Source organism: Desulfovibrio sp. SGI.169, from assembly GCF_050313595.1.
Classification (GTDB): domain Bacteria; phylum Desulfobacterota; class Desulfovibrionia; order Desulfovibrionales; family Desulfovibrionaceae; genus Desulfovibrio.
Genome location: NZ_JBNPLS010000006.1, coordinates 13,234 through 33,682, shown reverse-complemented (window position 1 = coordinate 33,682; position 20,449 = coordinate 13,234). Strand labels below are relative to the sequence as shown.

Annotated in this window: 19 protein-coding genes; 6 read left to right on the top strand and 13 right to left on the bottom strand. The window is 54.0% G+C overall.

The genetic code is table 11. From position 1 onward, the window contains the following. Positions 1–73 precede the first annotated feature (73 nt). Positions 74–919 (bottom strand): hypothetical protein, encoded by an 846-nt coding sequence (locus ACQRA4_RS04715; protein WP_427821938.1) that lies wholly within the window; start codon positions 917–919, stop codon positions 74–76. A gap of 212 nt (positions 920–1,131) precedes the next feature. On the opposite strand from ACQRA4_RS04715, the gene ACQRA4_RS04710 reads away from it, so the two are divergent. Next, a complete protein-coding gene (locus ACQRA4_RS04710) occupies positions 1,132–1,476 on the top strand; it encodes a hypothetical protein (protein WP_427821937.1) in 345 nt (114 codons plus the stop codon). Positions 1,477–1,487: 11 nt separating this feature from the next. On the opposite strand, the gene ACQRA4_RS04705 is transcribed toward ACQRA4_RS04710, so the two are convergent. The 12 genes from ACQRA4_RS04705 to ACQRA4_RS04650 all read right to left on the bottom strand — a co-directional run bounded on the left by ACQRA4_RS04705 (position 1,488) and on the right by ACQRA4_RS04650 (position 14,764). Beyond that, entirely contained in the window at positions 1,488–2,048 is a 561-nt protein-coding gene (locus ACQRA4_RS04705; RefSeq protein WP_427821936.1) for a LemA family protein, read from the bottom strand. Between the two features lie 67 nt (positions 2,049–2,115). Next, the gene (locus ACQRA4_RS04700; protein WP_427821935.1) at positions 2,116–3,480 is read right to left on the bottom strand and encodes a hypothetical protein; all 1,365 of its coding nucleotides are present in this window, start codon (positions 3,478–3,480) and stop codon (positions 2,116–2,118) included. 163 nt (positions 3,481–3,643) lie between these two features. Then, positions 3,644–3,886, bottom strand: coding sequence for a hypothetical protein (locus ACQRA4_RS04695; protein WP_427821934.1), 243 nt, complete (start codon positions 3,884–3,886; stop codon positions 3,644–3,646). A 23-nt stretch (positions 3,887–3,909) separates the two neighbouring features. Next, positions 3,910–5,163: a TMEM43 family protein gene (locus ACQRA4_RS04690; protein ID WP_427821933.1), complete on the bottom strand. Its 1,254-nt coding sequence runs from the start codon at positions 5,161–5,163 to the stop codon at positions 3,910–3,912. A 70-nt stretch (positions 5,164–5,233) separates the two neighbouring features. Continuing rightward, complete coding sequence (locus ACQRA4_RS04685; protein ID WP_427821932.1) at positions 5,234–6,859, bottom strand: bifunctional metallophosphatase/5'-nucleotidase; 1,626 nt, start codon at positions 6,857–6,859, stop codon at positions 5,234–5,236. Between the two features lie 590 nt (positions 6,860–7,449). Further along, positions 7,450–8,103 carry a hypothetical protein gene (locus ACQRA4_RS04680; protein WP_427821931.1) on the bottom strand — a complete coding sequence of 218 codons (654 nt, stop codon included), beginning with the start codon at positions 8,101–8,103 and terminating at the stop codon, positions 7,450–7,452. A 35-nt stretch (positions 8,104–8,138) separates the two neighbouring features. Continuing rightward, positions 8,139–8,606, bottom strand: coding sequence for a hypothetical protein (locus ACQRA4_RS04675; RefSeq protein ID WP_427821930.1), 468 nt, complete (start codon positions 8,604–8,606; stop codon positions 8,139–8,141). 103 nt (positions 8,607–8,709) lie between these two features. Continuing rightward, positions 8,710–9,624, bottom strand: a complete 915-nt coding sequence (locus ACQRA4_RS04670) for a hypothetical protein (RefSeq protein WP_427821929.1) — start codon at positions 9,622–9,624, stop codon at positions 8,710–8,712. A gap of 89 nt (positions 9,625–9,713) precedes the next feature. Next, positions 9,714–10,820 (bottom strand): hypothetical protein, encoded by a 1,107-nt coding sequence (locus tag ACQRA4_RS04665; RefSeq protein ID WP_427821928.1) that lies wholly within the window; start codon positions 10,818–10,820, stop codon positions 9,714–9,716. Between the two features lie 51 nt (positions 10,821–10,871). Then, entirely contained in the window at positions 10,872–11,720 is an 849-nt protein-coding gene (locus ACQRA4_RS04660) for a hypothetical protein (RefSeq protein ID WP_427821927.1), read from the bottom strand. Between the two features lie 209 nt (positions 11,721–11,929). Beyond that, a complete protein-coding gene (locus ACQRA4_RS04655) occupies positions 11,930–13,462 on the bottom strand; it encodes a helix-turn-helix domain-containing protein (RefSeq protein WP_427821926.1) in 1,533 nt (510 codons plus the stop codon). Between the two features lie 96 nt (positions 13,463–13,558). Then, the gene (locus ACQRA4_RS04650; protein WP_427821925.1) at positions 13,559–14,764 is read right to left on the bottom strand and encodes an extracellular solute-binding protein; all 1,206 of its coding nucleotides are present in this window, start codon (positions 14,762–14,764) and stop codon (positions 13,559–13,561) included. Between the two features lie 623 nt (positions 14,765–15,387). On the opposite strand from ACQRA4_RS04650, the gene ACQRA4_RS04645 reads away from it, so the two are divergent. The 5 genes from ACQRA4_RS04645 to ACQRA4_RS04625 all read left to right on the top strand — a co-directional run bounded on the left by ACQRA4_RS04645 (position 15,388) and on the right by ACQRA4_RS04625 (position 20,148). Continuing rightward, the gene (locus ACQRA4_RS04645) at positions 15,388–15,825 is read left to right on the top strand and encodes a DUF805 domain-containing protein (protein WP_427821924.1); all 438 of its coding nucleotides are present in this window, start codon (positions 15,388–15,390) and stop codon (positions 15,823–15,825) included. A 33-nt stretch (positions 15,826–15,858) separates the two neighbouring features. Then, positions 15,859–16,578, top strand: coding sequence for a M949_RS01915 family surface polysaccharide biosynthesis protein (locus ACQRA4_RS04640; protein ID WP_427821923.1), 720 nt, complete (start codon positions 15,859–15,861; stop codon positions 16,576–16,578). A 68-nt stretch (positions 16,579–16,646) separates the two neighbouring features. Further along, positions 16,647–17,597 carry a tetratricopeptide repeat protein gene (locus tag ACQRA4_RS04635; RefSeq protein WP_427821922.1) on the top strand — a complete coding sequence of 317 codons (951 nt, stop codon included), beginning with the start codon at positions 16,647–16,649 and terminating at the stop codon, positions 17,595–17,597. A gap of 2 nt (positions 17,598–17,599) precedes the next feature. Next, a complete protein-coding gene (locus tag ACQRA4_RS04630; RefSeq protein ID WP_427821921.1) occupies positions 17,600–18,049 on the top strand; it encodes a lysozyme inhibitor LprI family protein in 450 nt (149 codons plus the stop codon). Between the two features lie 86 nt (positions 18,050–18,135). Next, on the top strand, positions 18,136–20,148 hold the full coding sequence (locus ACQRA4_RS04625; RefSeq protein WP_427821920.1) for a DUF2207 domain-containing protein: 2,013 nt from the start codon (positions 18,136–18,138) through the stop codon (positions 20,146–20,148). The last annotated feature ends 301 nt before the right edge of the window (positions 20,149–20,449 follow it).

Genomic DNA, 20,449 nt, shown 5'->3' with positions numbered 1-20,449 from the left:
GGTTAAGGAACAGCTGATTTATTCTGTGAATAAATCAGCTGTTTTTCAGACTGATGGCAAACCCGCTTCGCGTTCATTCCCCGGCCGGATGGGTATGAACAGAGTGTACGATCCAGCCAAGGGGAGCCTTCGCATTCTTTTCCAGCAGTATTTCCATATCCGCATTGCGCGTTTCTTTTTCCGAAACAGGGTCCTCCATGCAAAAAATGGCTCCCCGCACGGCGATACCGCTTGCCGCCGCGCTTACCCCCGTCATCTTTCCTCTGCACATAACCGGCCCATCGGCCTGATTGCCATAAAGATATTCCCCGGTAACGTTGCGCAACGGCGCTGGCCGCCCGAAAAAATAGGTGGCAATGTCAGCGGCGGTGGCAGCGTGCAGGGCCAAATCAAAATTTTGTTTGGAGGCCTTGAAAAGCTCAGGATTGGCATCCCGGCGCAGATAACAGCCGGCATCCAGCGGTGTGACGCCCGTGTTGTACACGCCCAAAACCGCGGAATCCAGGATATCATCACTCAGAACATCAAAGTTTTTCACGATGCCGCGTTCCCACAAAAGCGTCTGCCGCTCGAATATGGCCCGCGCATTATCCAATGCCGGACAGGCCAGAGAGCCCATGGCGCTGGCCTGTTTTTGAGCGGCCACGATATTAAATCGCTGGGCCTCCAGCCGCGCCATCTGAACGTCATCGCCCTCGCCATAGAACAGATGGATCAAATCCATTCCCTGTTCGCGATATTCCTGACCGCTTTTCTCTATTTTTGCGATATGTTCCCGGCATTGTTCAGATGAATGGCCTTCCAGGGCATTGCAGATCGCCCACAAATTTTTATAGCTTTCCGTAAGTTTTTCTTCCCAGTAAAGATACGCATTCTTGCCGCACTGAAGCATGTCAGAAGCGCCAGTTGCGGATTCCATGCAGCGGTCATACCCCGGAGCAAGCTCTTCCCTGTCCGCTCCCCAAGAAAATACGGGCAAAAAAAACAATACTGTTACGGAACAACAAATCATAAACATTCTTCGCATGGCTTGTTCTCCATAATACTGGCGAGAATATGCTGCTGTGGATAGAAAATTTCATTTCCTATCCACAGCATATGTCAACATGCCAATGTTAGCGATTCTCTGTTATGCGGATACGAAAATCACGGCCTGCCCAGCAGTTGTCCTTTTCTTTTCTGGCCTCTCCCCAGCGGGAGTCAACGCCGTTTCTGGTCAACCCGCCGACCATGCCGGCGCCGGCGTCGGGGTCATTAAAAAACAGAAGAGGACTTGACGGGAATATCCCGAAAGAAGCCCCTGTTCGTGCCGGAGGTGGGGGCATTGATGAGAATATCCTCAACAACGCGTATGGCATCCTCATCGCTGCTGGCAATGCGCGCGTTGAACTGCAAAACATCTATGGGGGGTGTGGCCGCAGCATGCCCTGCCATCAGAAACGGATTCGCCAGGCATGCAAAACAGATGTGAAGTGAACGCGGCATACCTAAAAATTCACTTGGGGAACAGCGCGTTCCGATTCATCATCCAGTTCAAAAAATGTTACCTTGCTGAAGCCAAAATTTCCCGCAATCAGATTTCCGGGGAACTGAAGAACGCGGTCGTTCTGATCTCTGGCCGTGCCGTTATAGTAACGGCGAGCCATCTGAATCTCATCTTCCAGCGTCGCCAGTTGCTCCTGAAGCTGCAGGAAGTTTTCACTGGCATTGAGCTGGGGGTAATTTTCCGCAACGGCGAAAAGAGAGCGAAGCGCCTGGCTGAGGCCGTTTTCGGCCTTCATCACCGCTTCCACATTGCCGGGCGAGGCATGTACGGCCTGCGCCCTGGCCTCGGTAATCTGGCGAAGAACCTCCTTTTCATGCGCGGCATAACCCTTGACGGTATTGACAAGAGCGGGAATAAGATCATGCCGGCGCTTGAGCTGCACGCTGATGCCGCTCCAGGCTTCTTCCACCAGGTTTCTTCCCCTGACAAGTCCGTTATAAAAGACCATCAGGTAAAGGCCGATGATGACCACTATGCCCACAATAACGGCTGCAACTATCATAACAGCTCCTGAGGAACAGTATTATCACCGGAACCGGAGAAAACCTCCGGTTCCGGTGTGAAACGCGCTAGCGCTGGGTGATCTTCACGCCGGAGGCAAAGCCTTCCAGCTCGGTGTCGGCAAAGGCGCCCTTGCTGATGTTAAGCCGCTTGAGAGAGGGCAGCTTCTTCAGAGCCGCGAGGCTGCTCACGCCTTCCACCTTGCTGAGCGTGACCGTTTCCAGACTGCCGCACGAGGCAAGAGCATCCATGTCGCTCACTTTGCATTCCGTAAGGCTGAGCGTCTTCAGCGCTCCAAGCTTGCCCGCAAATTTCAGGCTGATCGGCTCATCCCCCTTGATCCTGGACAGCGTGAGCTTTTGCAGCGCGGCCGCCGAAGCCAGGCCGTCGGTATGGACAAGTTTGGCGCCGGTCACATCAATTTCCTTAACCTTCGACCAGCCGGAGGCAGCCGCAAAGTCAAAGGGTTCGCCGCTTTTCTTGTTGTAGTCGGTGGTGATGGTGAACTTTTCCAGATTCCCAAGGCCACTCAGGCTCGCGGAGTTGGTGGCGCCATCCGCGCTCCACAGCTTCAGCTCCTTTAACGACTTCATCTGGCCCACGGAGGCGAGATCGCCGACCGGCGCCCGCATGTTCCATATCTGGAACGATTCAATGGTGGTTTTGGTCAGCGGGCTGTAATCCGTCACATATTCGGCGAAAACGTCGAATTTCTTCAGATTGGGCAGCTCCGCGACCCAGGAGATGTTATCCAGCTTGGTCAGCCCGCCCTTGAGCTCCACCACCTGGGTCAGTTTGCCCAGCGTGCTGAAATCCGCATCCTCCACGGCATAGTAGGTGAGTTTTTTCAGAGCGGGGCAGCCGGCAAGAGGCGAAAAATCCTTGACGCGCGCGCCGTACAGATTGAGGTCTTCCATTTTGGGCAGCTTCGTCAAAGGCGTCAGATCGGCAATGGTGCACCCGGTGAGATCCACCGTCTTCAGACCGGTCATGCCCAGCAGCGGAGACAAATCCGCGGGTGAGGCCCCGCCAAGCCTGATGCTGGAAAGAGAGGCAAGCGCGGGAAGCCCCTTGAACGACGTCAGATTGCTGCCGCCATATACCCTGAGGGTCTTCAGATTCGTGAATCCGCTCAACCACGTGAGATCAGGCCCCATGGCGTCGGAGCTCACATCTATGCTTTCCAGGTTTGTCAACTTGGCCAGAGGGCTAAAGTCCTTAACCTGCTTGGCCCCTATTTTCAGGCCTTTCAGATGGGAAAGTCCGGCTATGGGCGCTATATTCGTCAGCGCCTTGCTGTCAGAAATTTCAAGCTTCGTCATGGTGGGCATGGCCGAACAGATTTTCTCCAGATCCGCGTCCGTGATTTTTTCGGCTTTCACAGTCGCCGCATTCTTGACGGACTGGAGCTGCGCAACATCTGCGTCCGCCACGCCTTCCTTGATCTGAACATTGTTGCCCGAAACCTTGACAGACGGCGCCGCGTTCGCCTGACCAAACATGAGACCAAACGCGATAAGCGCCATTGGTATTATTTTTCCATACATCACGCTTCTCCTGACAGATCAAATTGATGGAAATTTGACAATAACACGGCTATTTTTTGGGGCACTGGCCATTCAGCTTCTTTGCAAACTTGTCTGCGTCAAGCTTATAATCAAAGGTGGCAAGCACATATGTGTTGCCCCCCCTGGCCGATTTCATTTGCTGTGGCGTGCGGGTATCAACCTCTGTCTTGCCGTTGGTGCAGTAGACCGTGTATTTCTGGGCGAAAGAGCCGGACGCCGTCCCCAAAAGCAAGACGCCTGCCAGGAAACAGATGGATACTACTGATTTCATGTTCATACTCCCTGTTAATGGTTTCATGCCTGGACGGAAGCGGAAGCCTTGCGCCTCCTTCCCCGGACAAAAAGGAAACAGATCAGGGCCACAGCCGCTCCAAGCAGACATGCGCCGAGCAGAGGCCGGAAACGAATCCATGCGATGGCGATGACGACAAAAGACCAGGCGCAGCCAAGAAGCATCGCTACCAGGCCGGCGCCCGCCCCCACGATGCTGCCCAACAGAGGGATCACATCGGCAATGACCTGAAGAGGCGCCACGATCATCCGTATGCCAGCAACGCACAACAGGATGCCCGCGATGCGCAGTATCCAGGTCATAATACTGTTGGAACTTTTGGCATCGTCAAACATGACGGCCTGTTCCTGCGCGCCCATGCCCAGCTTGTAAAACCTTTCGCCATTGGAAGCGCGGAAAGGCGCAAAGGTATCGCCGCTGATTTTGGCGATGATGGACACTTCCGCCGGCGGCACTTCAAAAAAGGAAATACGGACATCTCCGACCTGCGGACTGTTGGGGCGACGCCCGATGTAAAGGAAATTGCCCTGGTTATGAACCATGCTGTTCGGGCCGCGCGTCACTTTTTCCACACCGCTTTCAGGAGCCTCATTCACCGTGTCGGGTATGGGCGCTCTGGAAAAGAAGGCCTTTTGAATTTCCGACCGCTGATCATCATTGAGATTGGGGGTGATCGCCTTTTCCCCGCTGATGGACCGGATGAGGAAATCCGGCAGCCTGTATGCCCCGAACGTGACGTTCGCGGCATACTGATCCTCGTTTTCCGCCTGAATGCGGGTCATGTTTTCATGGCCCTCCACCCGCTTGAAACTCTGCGAGTCAACCGGCTGCCCCACCCACTTCATCTGGTAGCTGTAAGTGGTGACGGTTTCCTCACCGCCGCCAAGCTTCTTGCGCGTTTCCTGCTTGGAGCTTTCCACCCACTGGTAATATTCCACCTTGCGGCGCAGCCTGATGGCTTTCGCCGTTATGCCGAACATGGAGTCGGTGAGGGAATCTTCCGTGACAGCGCGCCCCGTTGCATGAACAAGTTTGCCGTCATAGGAAGGATCAAGCGCGCCGACGCCGGGAAGCTCCACTGTTTGCATCTGCGCTTCGGCAATGGCGTCGCCCGTGCGTACGGCGCGCCCCTCATTCCAGTACAGCAGAAAAGTGGCAAGAGCGATCAGAACAATGCCCGCGCCTATCCCCCCAAAGGAATTTCCAAGACGCGAAAACCAGCTTGTATTCGTTACTTCCGTGTAGTTATCGGCCATAATGACGTCTCCTTTTTATTTACGAGCATTCCTGTTGAATGGGTAAAACAGTCGGCATATCCCTCCTTGTTCATCGGTACACAATACGTCCTGTTTCCGGCATGGGAAGCGGAGAATGCTTTCGTATCCAGGATTCCACAATATCAACATCCAGCGGTTCCGGGGACGGAACGACGGCGCTTTTCGCAAACATGGCGTATCCATCCCCACCGCGCGCCAGAAAATCAGGCAGAACAACGAGATAGGAAGCCGACGCGTCAAGGGGCCTGCTCTTTCCCATTGCATCCGCAACCATGACTTCCTTGACCCGCCCACCGGGGCGGCCCGCCGGGTTCACCACATAACGCAGGCCCGCCGCCTGAAGCAGCCTGGGGCCTTTGGCGCCTTCCTGCGAAACGCCATGTTCCAGCGCTTCCAGAACTTGCTTGCCGTCAAGCTTGCGCACGACCACAGAGCCGCCAAAGGGCAGCATGCTCAGCAAATCGCCGCGCGTTATCTTGCCCGCCGGGAGGGCGGCTCGTATTCCACCGCCGTTGCACAGGGCAATGGCGGCCCCATAGGGACGGCCATACGCCAGCATGGCGTCTGCCATGACCATGCCGCCCAGGCACTCTCCTGCGCGGCACGCATCCATCCCATCCGGCAGGCTGAGATTATGACTGCCCACAACACTGCGACGATATTCCTCAAGCGTGCCTGCAAATTTTGCAATCAAGGGGCTTATCCGGGGATCAGACGGCGCGTCAGGCGCAAGTTCCACGGGGCCGCCGCTCCAGCGCACAGGAACGCCGGACGTATCGAACGCGACATGCAGTTCGCCAAGATACACGGCGGCCCGCTTTGCCGTGACCACAAGAACGGGGTTTCCCTCCGGCGAGCGCTCCACAATCGGGTACGGCCCTTCTTCGGAGCCGGGCCCCAGAAAACTGTGCGTATGCCCGCCCACAATCACGTCAATGCCTTCCACGGCGCGGGCCAGACGGCGATCTTCCGGCAAGCCGAGATGGGTGAGCGCTATGATGTGGCGCACGCCCTGCCCTTCCAGTTCCTTTACCGCCCGCGACAAAGCGTTTTCCGCCTTTTCAAAGCCGGTGAACGGACAGGCGGCCGCCAGTTCCACAACTTCATCATTGGCAATGCCTATAATGCCCACCGGAACCCCTCGTATCCTCCGAATGATATAGGGTTTTGTCCGGCCATGCCGCATCGGGCATTCCTGTTTCGGGGCCAGATTGGCCGCCAAAACCGGAAAGGGCACGCTTCTGGTGAAAGCCCCGGCATCCGCGCAGCCTTCATCAAATTCATGGTTTCCCAACGTCATGGCGTCATAGGGCATATGCGCGTCAACTTCAGCGAGCATGGGCCACTTGTTCACGCTGTAAAACAGCGTTCCCTGAAACTGATCGCCCGCGTCCAGCGCAATGACATTATCGTTTTTCGTCTTGGCGGATCGTATGGCGGCCGCGATGCGCCCCATGCCTCCCCGGCAGCCGGGTTCCTCAAAGCAGGCGTTTCCGTATTTGTCCACACCCGCGATGTGTGAATGGATATCGTTGGTGTGCAGAACCGTCAGTTCAAGGCCTTCGCCGGAGTCCCGCTGGGGAAGCGGCCTGACTGAGCAGCCCTGCAGCAGGAGGAGCATGCCCAAAAAAGCCAGCGGCAAACTCCACTTTCCCATCATCCCCCGCTTTTTCATATGCGCCCCCTCTCCAAAAAATTTCGCCCTGACATGAAAGCCCGCATACTGGCAGCATTTCAAGGTCAGCGTAGACAGAAGCACGGCGTCTGTAATCATCCCGCGGAGTAAAATTTGTTTTTTCATTCAGAAAATGAAGAAGGATTCCCCTTGAAAGGCATCATCTCAAAGATGAAAAACTCCAAAATAATAAGATAACTAATTAATTTTATTATATAAATATAATCAACCTCAAAGATCTTCATCCGCGTGCGGCAGGCTTTCCCCAACGCGCATTTCCCGCTTTACTGTTGTCAGAGGTACGCCCCCTGATGCCAGAGCACATAACTATAAGAGGGCGTACCCGCATGAACAGCCCGAAAAACTGTCCGACAGCGTAACGCCCTCAATGGGATTATCCGGTTCGGTTACGGGAGAACCTTCCTCTCGGGAAGGGGCTTCTCAGAAATGTTTGACAAAGGGACTCGCGCACGCCGAAACGGTATGCCTGTTCCCCGCCTGAGCAATTTTTTCAAACATCAGTAAACTGGCTGTTCCTGAAGCAGGGATTAAGCGGCTTCTCCCTGACAGGAATATCTTTGCGCCGTCCATTAGCCCATGGCTTCTTCTGTAATGACGAAGGCTTCGAGCTTCCAGCCGTTCTCGGTGGGGGAAAAGCGCGCCATGAAGGTCGCCGCTGCCCAGAGAATTTCTTCCCGCTCCGCGGAATCATCCAGCATTTTGAACCGGCGCAGCCTGCCATTGATGATGCAGGTTCCGTTGGCTTCCCTGTGCGCGGAGCTTATTTCCGCGTAGCTTGGCAGCCAGATATCGCCCTCATGCATCATGAACCTGTCTTTCTCTGTGGCTTCCATATCTATATAATAGCCATTGGAACCGCAAAAATACCCGTCAGGCAAAGTATTGCCATCCATAAAGCCGCCAAAGATATTCAGTGCGGTCTGTTCCACTGCCTTTTTCGGAAAAAACAAGAAATAGCGGTCAGGAATATTGGTGAAATGCGTATTGCCGGGATTGTTTTCATCCCGGCTTTCTCCAAGTTCTGATTGGCCATGCATCATATATGTCATGGTGCTACGGCACAAGTCAGCGGAATCCATTTTGCGGGGAGAAGTATACCCCATATCCCAAAGCATGAGCATAACATGCTCCAGGCTGAGTTCATCGCGAAGGGAAAGACCGGCTTTATCCCCGGAGTCCGCCCGGGAAGAGGAAATGCCGAACAAAAAGGCGACCATGCCCACACACAGAACAAAAAGAAGTTTTTTCATAACGTCCCTCACTCCAGATTGGGCTGCGGCTTGAACTCCAGTTCATCAATGTGAAAATTGCCATTCGACAGTTTATGAAACCGCATACTGAAAAGCTCCTTGGCCGCAATGACCTCAATGCCGTCTTTTCTGGAAGCCATGCGGCGCACCAGCCCCTCAAACACCCAGGCTTTATTGTGCCAAAACAGTTCAATAAGCTCCACAAACACATGCTCAGGCGAGGACAGCGCGTCCCAATTTACCTCCCGCCCCGGTTCGGTGATATTGCCCTTCCCCCACAATGCCGCCACGGCATTGTGTACGAGAAGCAGCTCAATGCCAGTCAGCCTGTCGCCGGGGGTTTGAATGGAGGCATTTTCCTCCTGCTCCACAGAAGTGCTCTCATTTTTCTGATCCGCCACAGCCAGGCCCGGCCCCCAGAACAGCACGCATCCCATTATCGCCAGGGTCAACAGATTTTGCGTCATTTTTTTCACAGCAATGGCCTCCATCATTTGTTGCGCAGTCCCTCCGGAGAAGTTCCGCCCTGTTTCTCCGACGCCAGAGCGGCTTTTCCCGCTTTCAGCATGAAAAACGGGACTACTTCACTTCCCTGATGCCCTCGCTTCCGTAAATATAATGAATATCCGCCATCACCGGCGCGTGAGGATCGTCGGGGGAGGCCCGCACAAAGCCGGGCCCCAGGACAAGCGAACCATCCATGCCGCTGAATGTCGGCGCGTCGCAAATCTCATCAGCGCATATCATGATCTGCGGGACGCCCTCGGGGACCAGAAAGCGCACCCGGCAGGCCTCGCCCTCTTTCAGGGCAACTTTCCTTATGATTTCACCCGGGTTAAGGGTACATGCCTTGTCATCCCACTCGGCCTCGCGGATGAGAAAATTCAGGTTTTCTTCGGCCGTAAACAAAAAGGAATGGCAGCCATGTTCATCAGCGGCGTCGTCTTCAAGGCCGACCCGCAACAGGCGCATGCCGGAAGGCGGAAAAGCGGGCGCTCCGGTTGCGCTTAATTTGCGAAACGAACGCACCACCCCCGGCGCAAACGCATCATCAAAAATCTCCCGCTGTTCCTGACTGTAGCGGAGGGAAAGCAGGCATACCGTTTCCGGCGTGTAATATCCCTTGACATGCAGGACGGCATTTTCTGCGGTACCGGAAAGAATAAACCAGCCCTCTTCCCTGTTGACGCGCTTCAGATCTATATGGCTGAACCTGCCGCACGCTTCCCGCAGGCCGCTTTCAAAATCCATTCCCATGACGCTCCATCCCCTGCTGCCCCAGGCGCGCAGTTCCATACCGCTCTCGACGCGCGTGGGGTCCGTCACGGTGACGCCGTCTCCATTCTCGGATTCCGTCACAGTGAAGGCTCCAATCGCCGGGTCCATCCAGTTGACGGCGAAGCCATAGCGCCCGTTGACGTATTCCCCCGCCAGGCACAGGTTGGATCCGCCGCAAAAAAACAGGGCCAGGCACAAAAGAAAAATTTTTTTCATAAGCGGACGCCTCCAGTAAAATTTTCGCGGTTTGCTCATTGCACAGGAGAGTATGCGCCTTTTGGCATGGCGCGCCCATGGGGGCGGCGTCAGAAGGCTTCCAGCAGGATGGAGCCATCCTCGCCGCTCTTATTGATGAAGAATCTTTTGCGCTCGCCCTTTTCATCAAGAAAGGAAATTCCGTAATGCGGCGTGCTTCCATAAAACGCCATCCCCAGCACCAGAGGGCGTTCCGGCGTGAGAGCGGGGAGGGTGTAAAGTTCCTTTGTCGAGAAAGTGGCCTTTCCGTTATCATCCACATCCGTGACGCTCAATTTCAACACCTTGAAATTTTTCACGCCGGCTGGGGATGAAAACGCGATTTTGACCTGCGCTTCCGTTTTGTCGGCGATAAACTCATGATGGGGCGTGTTTTGGTCCAGCGCTTCGGCCCATTGCGCGGAAATGGACGGGAGGCTGATACGGACGGGGGACGCGTGGGCGGCGAGCGGAATCAAACGGAGCCTTTGAACACGCCCGCCATACGCGGCGAGGGCGGTATAGTATGCCGCCTCTGCAATCTGCCGGGAAACAGCTTTGTCAAATTGCCCTGAAGTGTTGTAGTAATAAGCCATTTGAAGAGTCTCGTCCTTTTCATAGGTAAAATAAAAATCACTGCATGCGACAGCATTTTTATGGGGAGGAAGAATATATCTTCCAAAAATGGAATACATGGCGCCCGCGGAGCCCTGGTTGAAAAAGCCGCCGTCATCCATCAGCTGAAAGCTGTTTCTGGCCCACCCCTCCACAACACAGTATATTTTGCTCCTCGACTGGGCATAGACGGCGTACAGAGTGTGCCCAAAGCATGCAGCGCCTTTTCTTTCCTCAATTTCCCCGATGACAAGCTCCGGTGCGCCGTCCGCATTGATATCCCGCACGGCATAGCCAATACGCTTGAAAGTTTCGGCCGGATTTTCGGTTTTACAGCTTTCCAGCACGCCGACAAGACCTTCCATCTCGGGCGGTGAATCTGGATTTGATGATGCGATGGAAATAATATCGCAGAGCTGATCAAGTATGTCATTATATGTTTGCGCATAGTCGCCGTTTAATTTCTTTACGGCTTCCTTCTGTTCGGCACGCGCGCCAATGGAAAGAGTCATGATCAGGAATGCCGCCGCCATGACGCCGCAACACAGTGCTCTGAGCTTCATATGGAATCCTTATGAAAATAATGAAGTTACAAGACTTGATGGACACGCTTTTCATACACCCTCTTCCCGGTGTTGCCGCCCCCTGTCTTGCGGGATGGCATTGTAGAGAAAAAGTCCGCTCCCGGAATCCATTTCCCTGTCATAATGACATGTGCCATAGGTTATGGTCAGCAGGTTGTTCCTGTTGCCTTCCAGCCAGTCAAGCCAGCCTCCGCCCAACGCAAGTATAGTCAGCCGTCTTCCGTTCCGCGTCTCAAAAAACAGCCGACAGGTAGTGTTGTCCACGATGTCTCCACCCTCATACTTCGCCGTCACAGCACGCAGTTCACTCCAGTCAAACGCTGTTTCCAGCCCTTCCACATCCCGGAGACGTATGAAGTTTTTCCCGACCAGGGCATCATGCGAATATTCCTTGCGCTTGCCCGGTTCTTCCTCGTATTCCGATGTCCATTGCAAAAAAAGGCAATCTTTTTCGTTGTCGATTGTAATAACGCTCACCCGACTGTCGTCAAAGATGTTCAAGACAAGTCCATTCGGAGAAACCAGAGACATGGCGCTCCTCTCCTGTCCGGATTTGTTCAGCCGGGATCTCACGCTGTACCAGTCCGCATTGCCGATGCGTTTTGTGGCGATATGGCATTGATCGTCATAAACACGCATACTGGCAAAGGGTTGATTGTTCTTGTAAAGATACAGATAGGCATTCGCAGAAATATCTCGTCCCGTTGGGGAGACGGCATCCTTTCCCTGGATGTGGGCATGCAGCTCCGGGGCATTGCAGGCGATATCCCCCCCTTCACATCCCTGTCGATGACCAGGGTATCGCAGTCCTTCGGCATGAGCGGGGATGGAAAAAGCAAGAAGCAGGGCAAGGATGATGCGCATGGAAAAATGTTTCATGATCACTCCGGCATTTTTGTCTCAGGGAGGATGACGAACGCCATGCAGAATTTTTGCGTCAAAAAAACGGAAGAAGCATCATCTTCAGGATGAGGCGAGAAAGTTTTTCCTGAATTCTGAAAATTTCATCAAAGAGATGAGGGAAAAATCAGCGCGCCATTCACAGCGGAGACCAGGGGAACAGCAGGCCGGGAGGGAATATCCCCGCGTCAGACAAATGTTTCCCTGTCTTCGGCGGTCATCATGCGTATATAAACCATCAGTTCCTTGTAGGAAGACACATTGAGCTTGGCATAGATGTTTCTGTTGTGCGTGCGTATGGTATTGATGGACAGGTGAAGATTCGCGGCGATTTCATTGGCTTTCTGCCCCTTGATATAGAGCGCGAAAACCAGGCGTTCCGCCTTGGACAGGGTGGAAATCTGCTCTATAAAAGTGCGGTAGGCGGTAATATCCGCCTGTAAATCACTTTTTTCCTGAATGTGGCCGAGGGAACGCGCATTCTCCTCCTGTTGCCGCAGGAGCGATTGTTCCTTTGCTTCCAAAAATTCAAGGAGTTCATCCAGTTCCCGAACATTGGTGGTGGCAACACCGTTCGTGCGGGCATTTTTTATGCCAAGAAGCACGGGGGCCACACAACACCGCGTCAGAAAGAGAGAAGCCCCCAATGCAATGCCCAGAAACAAGGCCAGAAAAAGACCAAGAAAAATATATTTTTTCAAACAGAAAATCTGGGCTTTTTCCCAGGGCAGCAGCACCGTCACAACCCACTTGCCGTCCTGCCCCGGCAGAGAGAGTGGCGCAATACGCAATGTTCTCTCGTTACCGGCGAAATCCAGCGTTCCGCTTTGATAGCGTTTATAGTGCGTCATGCCTGTGGCGCTCATGGCAACAGGGCTGGCAAACAGATTTGTTGCGGGGCCGTTCATAAGCCCCGTGCCCGCATGCAGGGTCGCGCCGTCCCCATGCCCGCTTTGCTGAGCGAAGCCCATCACCATGTCCGGCAAGTCGTGCTGCGGCATCCGGTAGGTCAGCCGGTACAATATGTCGCTTATTTCCAGACCGCACAGGCCATACACCTCCCCGTCACGGCCGCGGAGCGGCACACAAAGCAATATGACCTTGTCGTGAGTGCCACGGATAAAAAAGGATTTTGTCAGAAAAAATGACCTGGATTCCGGCGAAGCGGCGGCGCTTCGCAAAAGAGCGGCATAGTCTGGAAGTTGCGCCATATCATATTCCAGGTCCCACTTGTTATGAAATTCAAGCTGGTATTTCAGAGCCAGCTCGGACAGGCCGCGAAGGTAAAAAATTTGCGGCAACACGGGATTTGACACGGTAATATTGCTGGCTTTCAGATAAACACCGCAGCGTGACTCTCTGGACTGACGCAGGGCGCTGTTCACCGTAGCGTCAAGAATGATAAAACTGCCGCTGCACCTTGAGCGCAACAACGTATCTTTCAAGAGATAGATAGAGTTGTTCTCCAGCGTTCTGATAAGCTCTGGATTGTCGGAAACGGCAGCGAATGAACAGTTTCTTGCATGCAGCGTCCGCTCAATCATATCCGTCAGCATTGCGGCAAGATGAATGCCCTGCGCGGCTGAATGGCTTATATGCTCTGAAAGTTTACGCTCATAGCGGATAAGGTAGTCGTCAAAAATTTTGCCGAGAGCCCTTTGAGGAAAGGGAACCCAGCCAAACCAGAAAAGCAGCAACAGCATCGCGGTAAAAAGAATCACGCTCAGTGCTGAAAAATACCACAGCAGACGCCCCTGTAAAGAGAATCTGCCCTTTCTGAGCCGTGAAAAAAACAAGGGAGCCGCGCGCAAAAACAACTACTTATCCTGCAAGGCTGTGACACGCCGGGCTATTTCCGTACGCGTCTGGTCAATGGCTTCCTGCGACACCGGTTTACCGACGCCAACCACATTGGACTTTTTGAACATATCGCGCACAACGGCGGAAAAACCGCGTTCCATGGGATCATACGTTTTAAAAACAGGTGGAACATAAAAAGTTGAGTTCGCATAAATTTTCTGAAGAACCTGGTACTGTTCGCGGTACCTCTCATCAGGGTAGGGGGGCGTCTTTCCCTCCATGATTCGCTTGAAAGAGTCCTTTCTGACAGGCATGTAGCCGCATTGAACGGCAAAGGGAAGGTTGACCTCTGGAGAAGTCAGCCATTTGCAGAATACCGCTGCGGCGTATTCCCGCTCCGGTGTGGATTTGAGCGCCCCCAGACCTGAACCGCGTTGAAGAACCACAGGTTTTGCCCCTTCAAATAAAGGCACAGGCAAAATGGCGAGACGCAAGGGCATGATGGAATTGTCCGGCAGGGTAATGGTATCGGTGAAATACAGGATAGACGCCGAAGATTCAAAGCCGCACACGGCTTCGCCCATTATCATGGCTGTGGTGGCGTATCCCGGCATGGGGCATATCTCCCCCTTGAGCCCGGCCCGCGCCAGGGCATTCCAGACCTTTATGAAGGCGGGGCTATCCCAGCGGATGCGGTCGCCATCGAAAAATCTTTCCCCCAATGACTCCACATTGAGCATGGCGTAATGCAGCCACTCGTCGTACATGAAGAATGTTTTGCCGCCAGACCACCGGTGATAGCGTTCCGATGCGCGAAACACGCCTTCCCATGTGCTCAAATCGGCATAGGTGATGCCGGTATCTCTGCTGAACTCGTCAAATATGGTGGCGTTGACGTAAAGAAGATTGGTTGACTTGAGCAGGGGGAAAAGGCGTAGCGCGCCGTCCACATACCCTTCCTCCAGAAACTGGGGGGCAAAGACGCCCAGCTCCTCCTCGCTGAACCATTTTCCCCAGTCAAGCGCTTTCTCGCTGCCCATGGCGCTCAGCGTCTTTGGATAGCAGGTAAAAAGATCCGGCAAATCGCCGGCTCCAGGCTGCAGATGCGCGGCAGCCACCAGCGCTTCATGTATGGCGCTGGTGTTGGATACAGCGGTCACTTCAATAATAATGCCGCGTTCTTTCCCGACGGTTCGGTTAAACCTTTCCACCAGCTCATTCATGGGAGAATACGAGTGCGCCCCATACACATGCCACAGACTCAAGGTGACAGGATGGGCGGGATCCAGCGGAGAATCGGAACAGGCCGTCAACAGTAAACAGAAAGCTCCCACCCACAAAGCAAGCAGGGACTTCATTCCGCATATTTTTTTATAACATATGGGAAAAACTTTATTTTTAAAAAATGAAAGAGGGGATACGAAGCCATATCATCCGACGCGACCAAACTCGTGTGCACGCTAGCCATACACAAGGCTCTCCCGGCAAAACAGGCTGTTTCCGTATTCTCAGCGCTCCCTAATTATTCCCGAAATCGTGTCGAGTCAACCTGACCCGGAAAACCTGATGTCATCACAAAGATGAATTTTTTCGTTTTTTCGCTATGTTCTGGCAAAATCATCACGGGGATGAAGCCTCCTTTCATTTTCCCTGCCATCATAAGCCATCAGTTTTCAGTTGAGGGTGGTGCAGGGCAAGGCCGCCCGCAAGTCGTGAATAGGGGGAATGTGCTTTTCCCATTAACTGCATGACCCGGCGCGCCTTTCCCAAAGAGGCGAACGGCTCTTTGGGCATGGAGCTGATGTATTCGCGGAATACATCAACGGCGCCTTGGAGGAAACATGCCATGACGCATGATGCGCGAGCAGAATCTCTGCCTCCCGGGACGGCGCTGCCCGTTTTCCGTCAACGCCGGATGAGCTTCACGGAAGCCATCGCCAGTTGCCTGAAAAACGCTGCGACGTTTCGAGGACGGGCCACACGGGCGGAATACTGGTGGTTCACGCTCTTTTCCTCACTGGTCAGTACCGCTGTCAACGCGGTTTTCATGAACGCCGGTGAATATGGAGAACCGCTTTCCGCCCTGTTCCAGCTTGCGCTGTTCCTTCCCGGACTGACCGTTGGAGCGCGCAGACTGCACGATACGGGGCGCAGCGGATGGTGGCTGCTGGCCAGTCTTACCCTTGTGGGCATTCTCCCCTTGTGCATTTTTTTCTGTCTCCGCTCACAGCAGACACCCAACAAATACGGTGACGTGCCTCTCGCGGCTCGCCAAGCGCCATAGAGAAGAGAGCGGCAACGTTCACGCGATAACGCCATGACGGTATTTACCAGGGAGCAGGCCATGTTAAAACAGCTTATGGTTTTCGGCATGATGCTGTCCTTTTGCTGCTTCGCGCGGGCAAATCCGGTTTGCGGCGGGGAAAATACGCCGGTTATTGCACCCCCCCGGCTCCCGCTGGAGCAGGGCCGCATTGAGGCTTGGGACATAAGCGCCGAAACTTGTCTCCAGAATTTCCCCTCCATCAAGGGAAGGCTTGTCAAAGCGCTCCGCTATGCGGACGCCACAGGCGACAACGTGATCCTGCTTGCGGAAACCGGGGTGCGCAAGCAAAAACTTGATCAATATGGCACAACCGGCCTCAGCAAGCGGTTGTATGCCCGCCGTTTCCGCGCAGATCAGGCGAACGCCCAGCCTGTCTGGCAAATCACGGATGGCGTGCGCGACTGCGAAACATCCCTGACAGCCGCTTTTATTCCTGAAGCCTTGCACGTCACTGATCTCGACAACAATGGCGTGGCCGAAGTCTGGACAGGCTATCAACTCGCCTGCCATGGCGATGTCAGCCCGGCGAACATGAAAATCATCATGTATGAAGGCGGCCAAAAGTATGCCATGCGCGGCACAACACTGATTCGTATGCCGGGGGAGGAAAGTCTTGGAGGCACAGGCAAGATGGATGCCGCTTTTATCAATGGTCCGGCTGTGTTCCGCGACCACGCGGACAGGCTGTGGCTGGAATACCGAACCAGATAAGCGGCCGACCTCCATACAATGCGTCACGCCGCATTTTTCAAATTTTTTCAAACGCTGAAGGAGTTCATGTGAAGAAGCGTCAAACCTTTCTGTGCCCCGGTTTACTGGCCGCACTGCTTCTATGCCATCCTGTTCAGGCCGTTTCGATGGAACCGATCTCGTCGGATTCAAAAAGCGGCGGTGAGATGTGGCTATTGGCCGGCGCCGTCCCTGAAGCCTTGCGAACAAAACAGGCCCCCTCCAGGCGGGAAGACAAAGAACTGGCGGAAACCCGCGCAAAAGCCGAAGCGGGAGATCCCCCCGCCGCGAACAGGCTGGGCGTCTGGTACGAAAAAGGGCGACGCGGCCTGCCTGTTGACGTGAAGCAGGCCGTGTACTGGTACTCTGTCGCGGCAAAAGCCAACAACGGACTTGCCTTGCACAATTTGGGCGACTGTTACCGCGATGGCATTGGCGTTAAAAAGGATGAGCATATTGCTTTTGACTGTTATTTAAAAGCGGCAGCCACGGGTTTGCCCCTGGGATATGAAGATGTGGGGGACAGTATTTTGCGTCCCGATATAGCGGAGGGCTTTAATCTGACAGATCCCGATGAGCGGCGCGCAACAGCCATGCTCTGGTACCGCAAGGCGGCGAAACATGGACGCGAAAGCGCCGTATCCAAATTAAAACAAATGGGGCAATCCGTATCAGCAGGAACAACATCTGCCCCGCCGCCAGTTTGCCATGTGGGCAAATTGCCAGGCACACGCCAGCTTACTGGCGCTTTCCTGCGGTATACCTACCCCAGAAGCGCCGACGCCTATGGCTTTTTAATCAGAAATGCCAATGGAGAAGAAATTGATGTAATCATTGGAAATGGCGACTGTCAGGAATTTGCGGGATTAGATGAGGGTGACGCTGTAACGCTGAAATTTACCAGCGAGCGGTCTTTGGATATCCACACAAGCGAGTGTTCCGTAATGAACTTTTATGTGCCCGATTCCGGAAAAATCCTTAAAAAAGCACGGGGGAAGTAAGCATGCGTCTTGCATTGTCCGCACTTGTTCTGCTGCTGGCGCTGCCAGCTTTTGCCGTTGCCGGGGAAAATCCCTTGCCGGCCTATGAAAAACAGGCCCGCGCGCTCATGGAGCAATGCTTTGAAAGGACGGCTTCCCTTTCAACATCTGAGGCCAGCGATCTTTTGACGCAAAGTATGGAAAAGGCCGACGACCTTCTGAACGCCGCCTATAAGGAAACCATCCGTAATCTCAAGATGAAAGATGCCGGCCTTGCCGAAGCGCTGCGTAACGATCAGCGCTCATGGCTGAAGTTCACGGAGCTGTTCACCGAAAAAGCGGCGGATGGATTCGGCGAAGGCGGAACGATGTATATCACCATGTCCATCAGTGCAAAACTGCGCCTCTTTGTGGAACGCATCGCCTTCCTGCGCATTGTCAACCGCAATGTCGTTTCGGAAGACAGCGAATAAAAGGCCCGCAGACATCCATGAGTTCGCAAAAAGCAACGAGGGGCCCCAGCCTGGGGATCCACGTTTTAAGTCACGGGGGAAGAACGATGAAGCGATTTTGCCTCACAGCGCTATGGCTTTTGCCTCTTGTGTTTTTGCTCTCCCGCGCGGACGTTGCGTTGGCTGACGAGCGCATTCTCGATTATGCCGTCTCCGCCAGACTGGAAGAAGACGCCTCTCTGGTGGTGACGGAGCGCATTGTCGTCAACATCGAGCAGGAAGCCATCCGGCACGGCATTTACAGACTATACCCCGTCAAGGAGCGCGTGGGTGAAGACGGACTGCGCCATTACGGTTTTGAGGTCCTGTCCGCAACCCTGGACGGCAAAGCAGTGCCTTACAAGGAAAGCGATCAGGGCTTTACGGTCGGCGTGGCCATCGGCAATCCCAACGTCATGGCCCCGCTGGGAAAACATACCTATGAGCTGGTGTACAAAACCACGGGTCATGTGCGCTTTCTGGAGGACCACGACGAGATTTACTACAACGTGACCGGCAATTTCTGGGAGTTCCCCATTGACCACGCCTCATTTTCTTTAGCGCTTCCCAAAGGCGGCGCGCCGCTCATGACCGGGGCATATACCGGCAAAAGAGGCGTGAACGGCGCAGAGTACCGGATGACCGGCCCGTCCTCCTTTGAAACAACGCGACCCTTTGACGTCGGAGAAGGGCTTACCGTCGTTGTCGGCTGGGAAAAAGGGCTCATACCACAGCCCCCGGAAACGCTTGCCAACATCATGGGCGCGAACAGGCTCCCCATACTGTTCGGCATTCCTCTTGTACAGCTGCTTGTTTTTCTGCTGCTGAGTTGTGTCTGGACACACCGCAAAAAAACCACGGTCATTCCGCTTTTCTCCGCTCCTGACGGCATGTCCCCCGGCGCTGTCGCCTGCCTCAGAAAGCGCGGCTTTACGGCGCTATTGCTTCAGGCGGATATTTTGTGGGCCGCCGTCAACGGCTATCTGAACATGTCCCTGCGCGACAAAAAAACCATCCTTCTCACCAAAACCGATCCCGCTCAGAAGAAACGTTCCCGCCCTCTCGCCGAATGGGTACGGAACGGTCTTGATTACGTCAGCTTTGCCCTGTTCACTCTCCGTGGCTCATCAGCTGTCATTGATATGCGCAAGGACAAGGAGCGCAAGAAAGACAAGAATGATAACGAAGAAAAGGGAGTTCTTCTTAAAAGCTACCTGAGGTTGCAGGGAAAATACGAAGATACATTGGAACCCATGTGGAAGTTTTCGAGGATACCGGGCATCATCAGCGCCATACTGGGAGTCGGATTGCTCTATCTGGCAATGAACAAGGGCATTTTTTATCCTGGTCTGGTCATAGACGCATATTATTCCGCAGAAACGATGCTGGCTGTTCCTGGCGGCGTTGTCGCTTTAGCCGTGCTGTTCGGTTACGGGTTCAGAAAGTCCCGCGCTTCATTCAGTGGATTCAGGCGCATCGCGGCCATGGCGACTTCCCTTTGCATGATTTTTGTTTTGGCCTTTGTCCTGTATGTCCTTGTTGATGGAGATATGGTCTTTTATACTTGTTTCAGCGTGTCCATTCTGCTCGCGATCCGGAGCGGATTCAAGACCTGTGTCAAACTCACAGACAAGGGCAACAAGATGGACGCCATGATACGCGGACTTGAGATGTACATCCGCACAGCGGAAAAGAACAGGCTGGCAAAAATCAACGCTCCTGAAGATACCGTTGAGAAGTATGAGGAAATACTTCCTTATGCCGCAGCGCTGGGGTGCGCGGACGCATGGCAGAAAAGATTCGAGCCGCTTCTAAGTCATCTGGACTATGTGCCGGACTGGATGGAGAAGGATGAAGAACTGGCTGGCGGCTTTAACTTCGTTACTTATACCACAATCATAAAAACCATAAGCATGCCTTCTGACCTAACCAGCGCCATCAGCTCGGCGGCCTCACAGTATGCCGCCGCAACATCAGGCTTTTTCAGCAGCAGCGGCAGCTCCGGTTCCGGTTCAGACTCCGGCTATTCCGGCGGATCATCGGGCGGAGGCTCAGGCGGAGGCGGCGGCGGAGGATGGTAAGAGGCGTCAGGTAGATAAAGAGACCGCTCTTCGTCCCCCTGCATGCCTCCTTCCCACCCAAACACTATCCGCTTTAATTTTTTGAGAAAGGGGAAAGTATATAATTCGGCCAGTGCCCAGCCTGATTTCTCCATACCAAACAACGCTCAATCCCATTTGAGTTTGTTCGGTTAGGATGGCAAGAATTATGGTGGAATTTGACGCCCGCAAGGAGACATGACAGCACAGTGACGCGGCCAGCGCGAAAAAGGCCGTTTTTGACGGATAATTGCGGCGGAATACAACCAGCAATCCCCTTAAC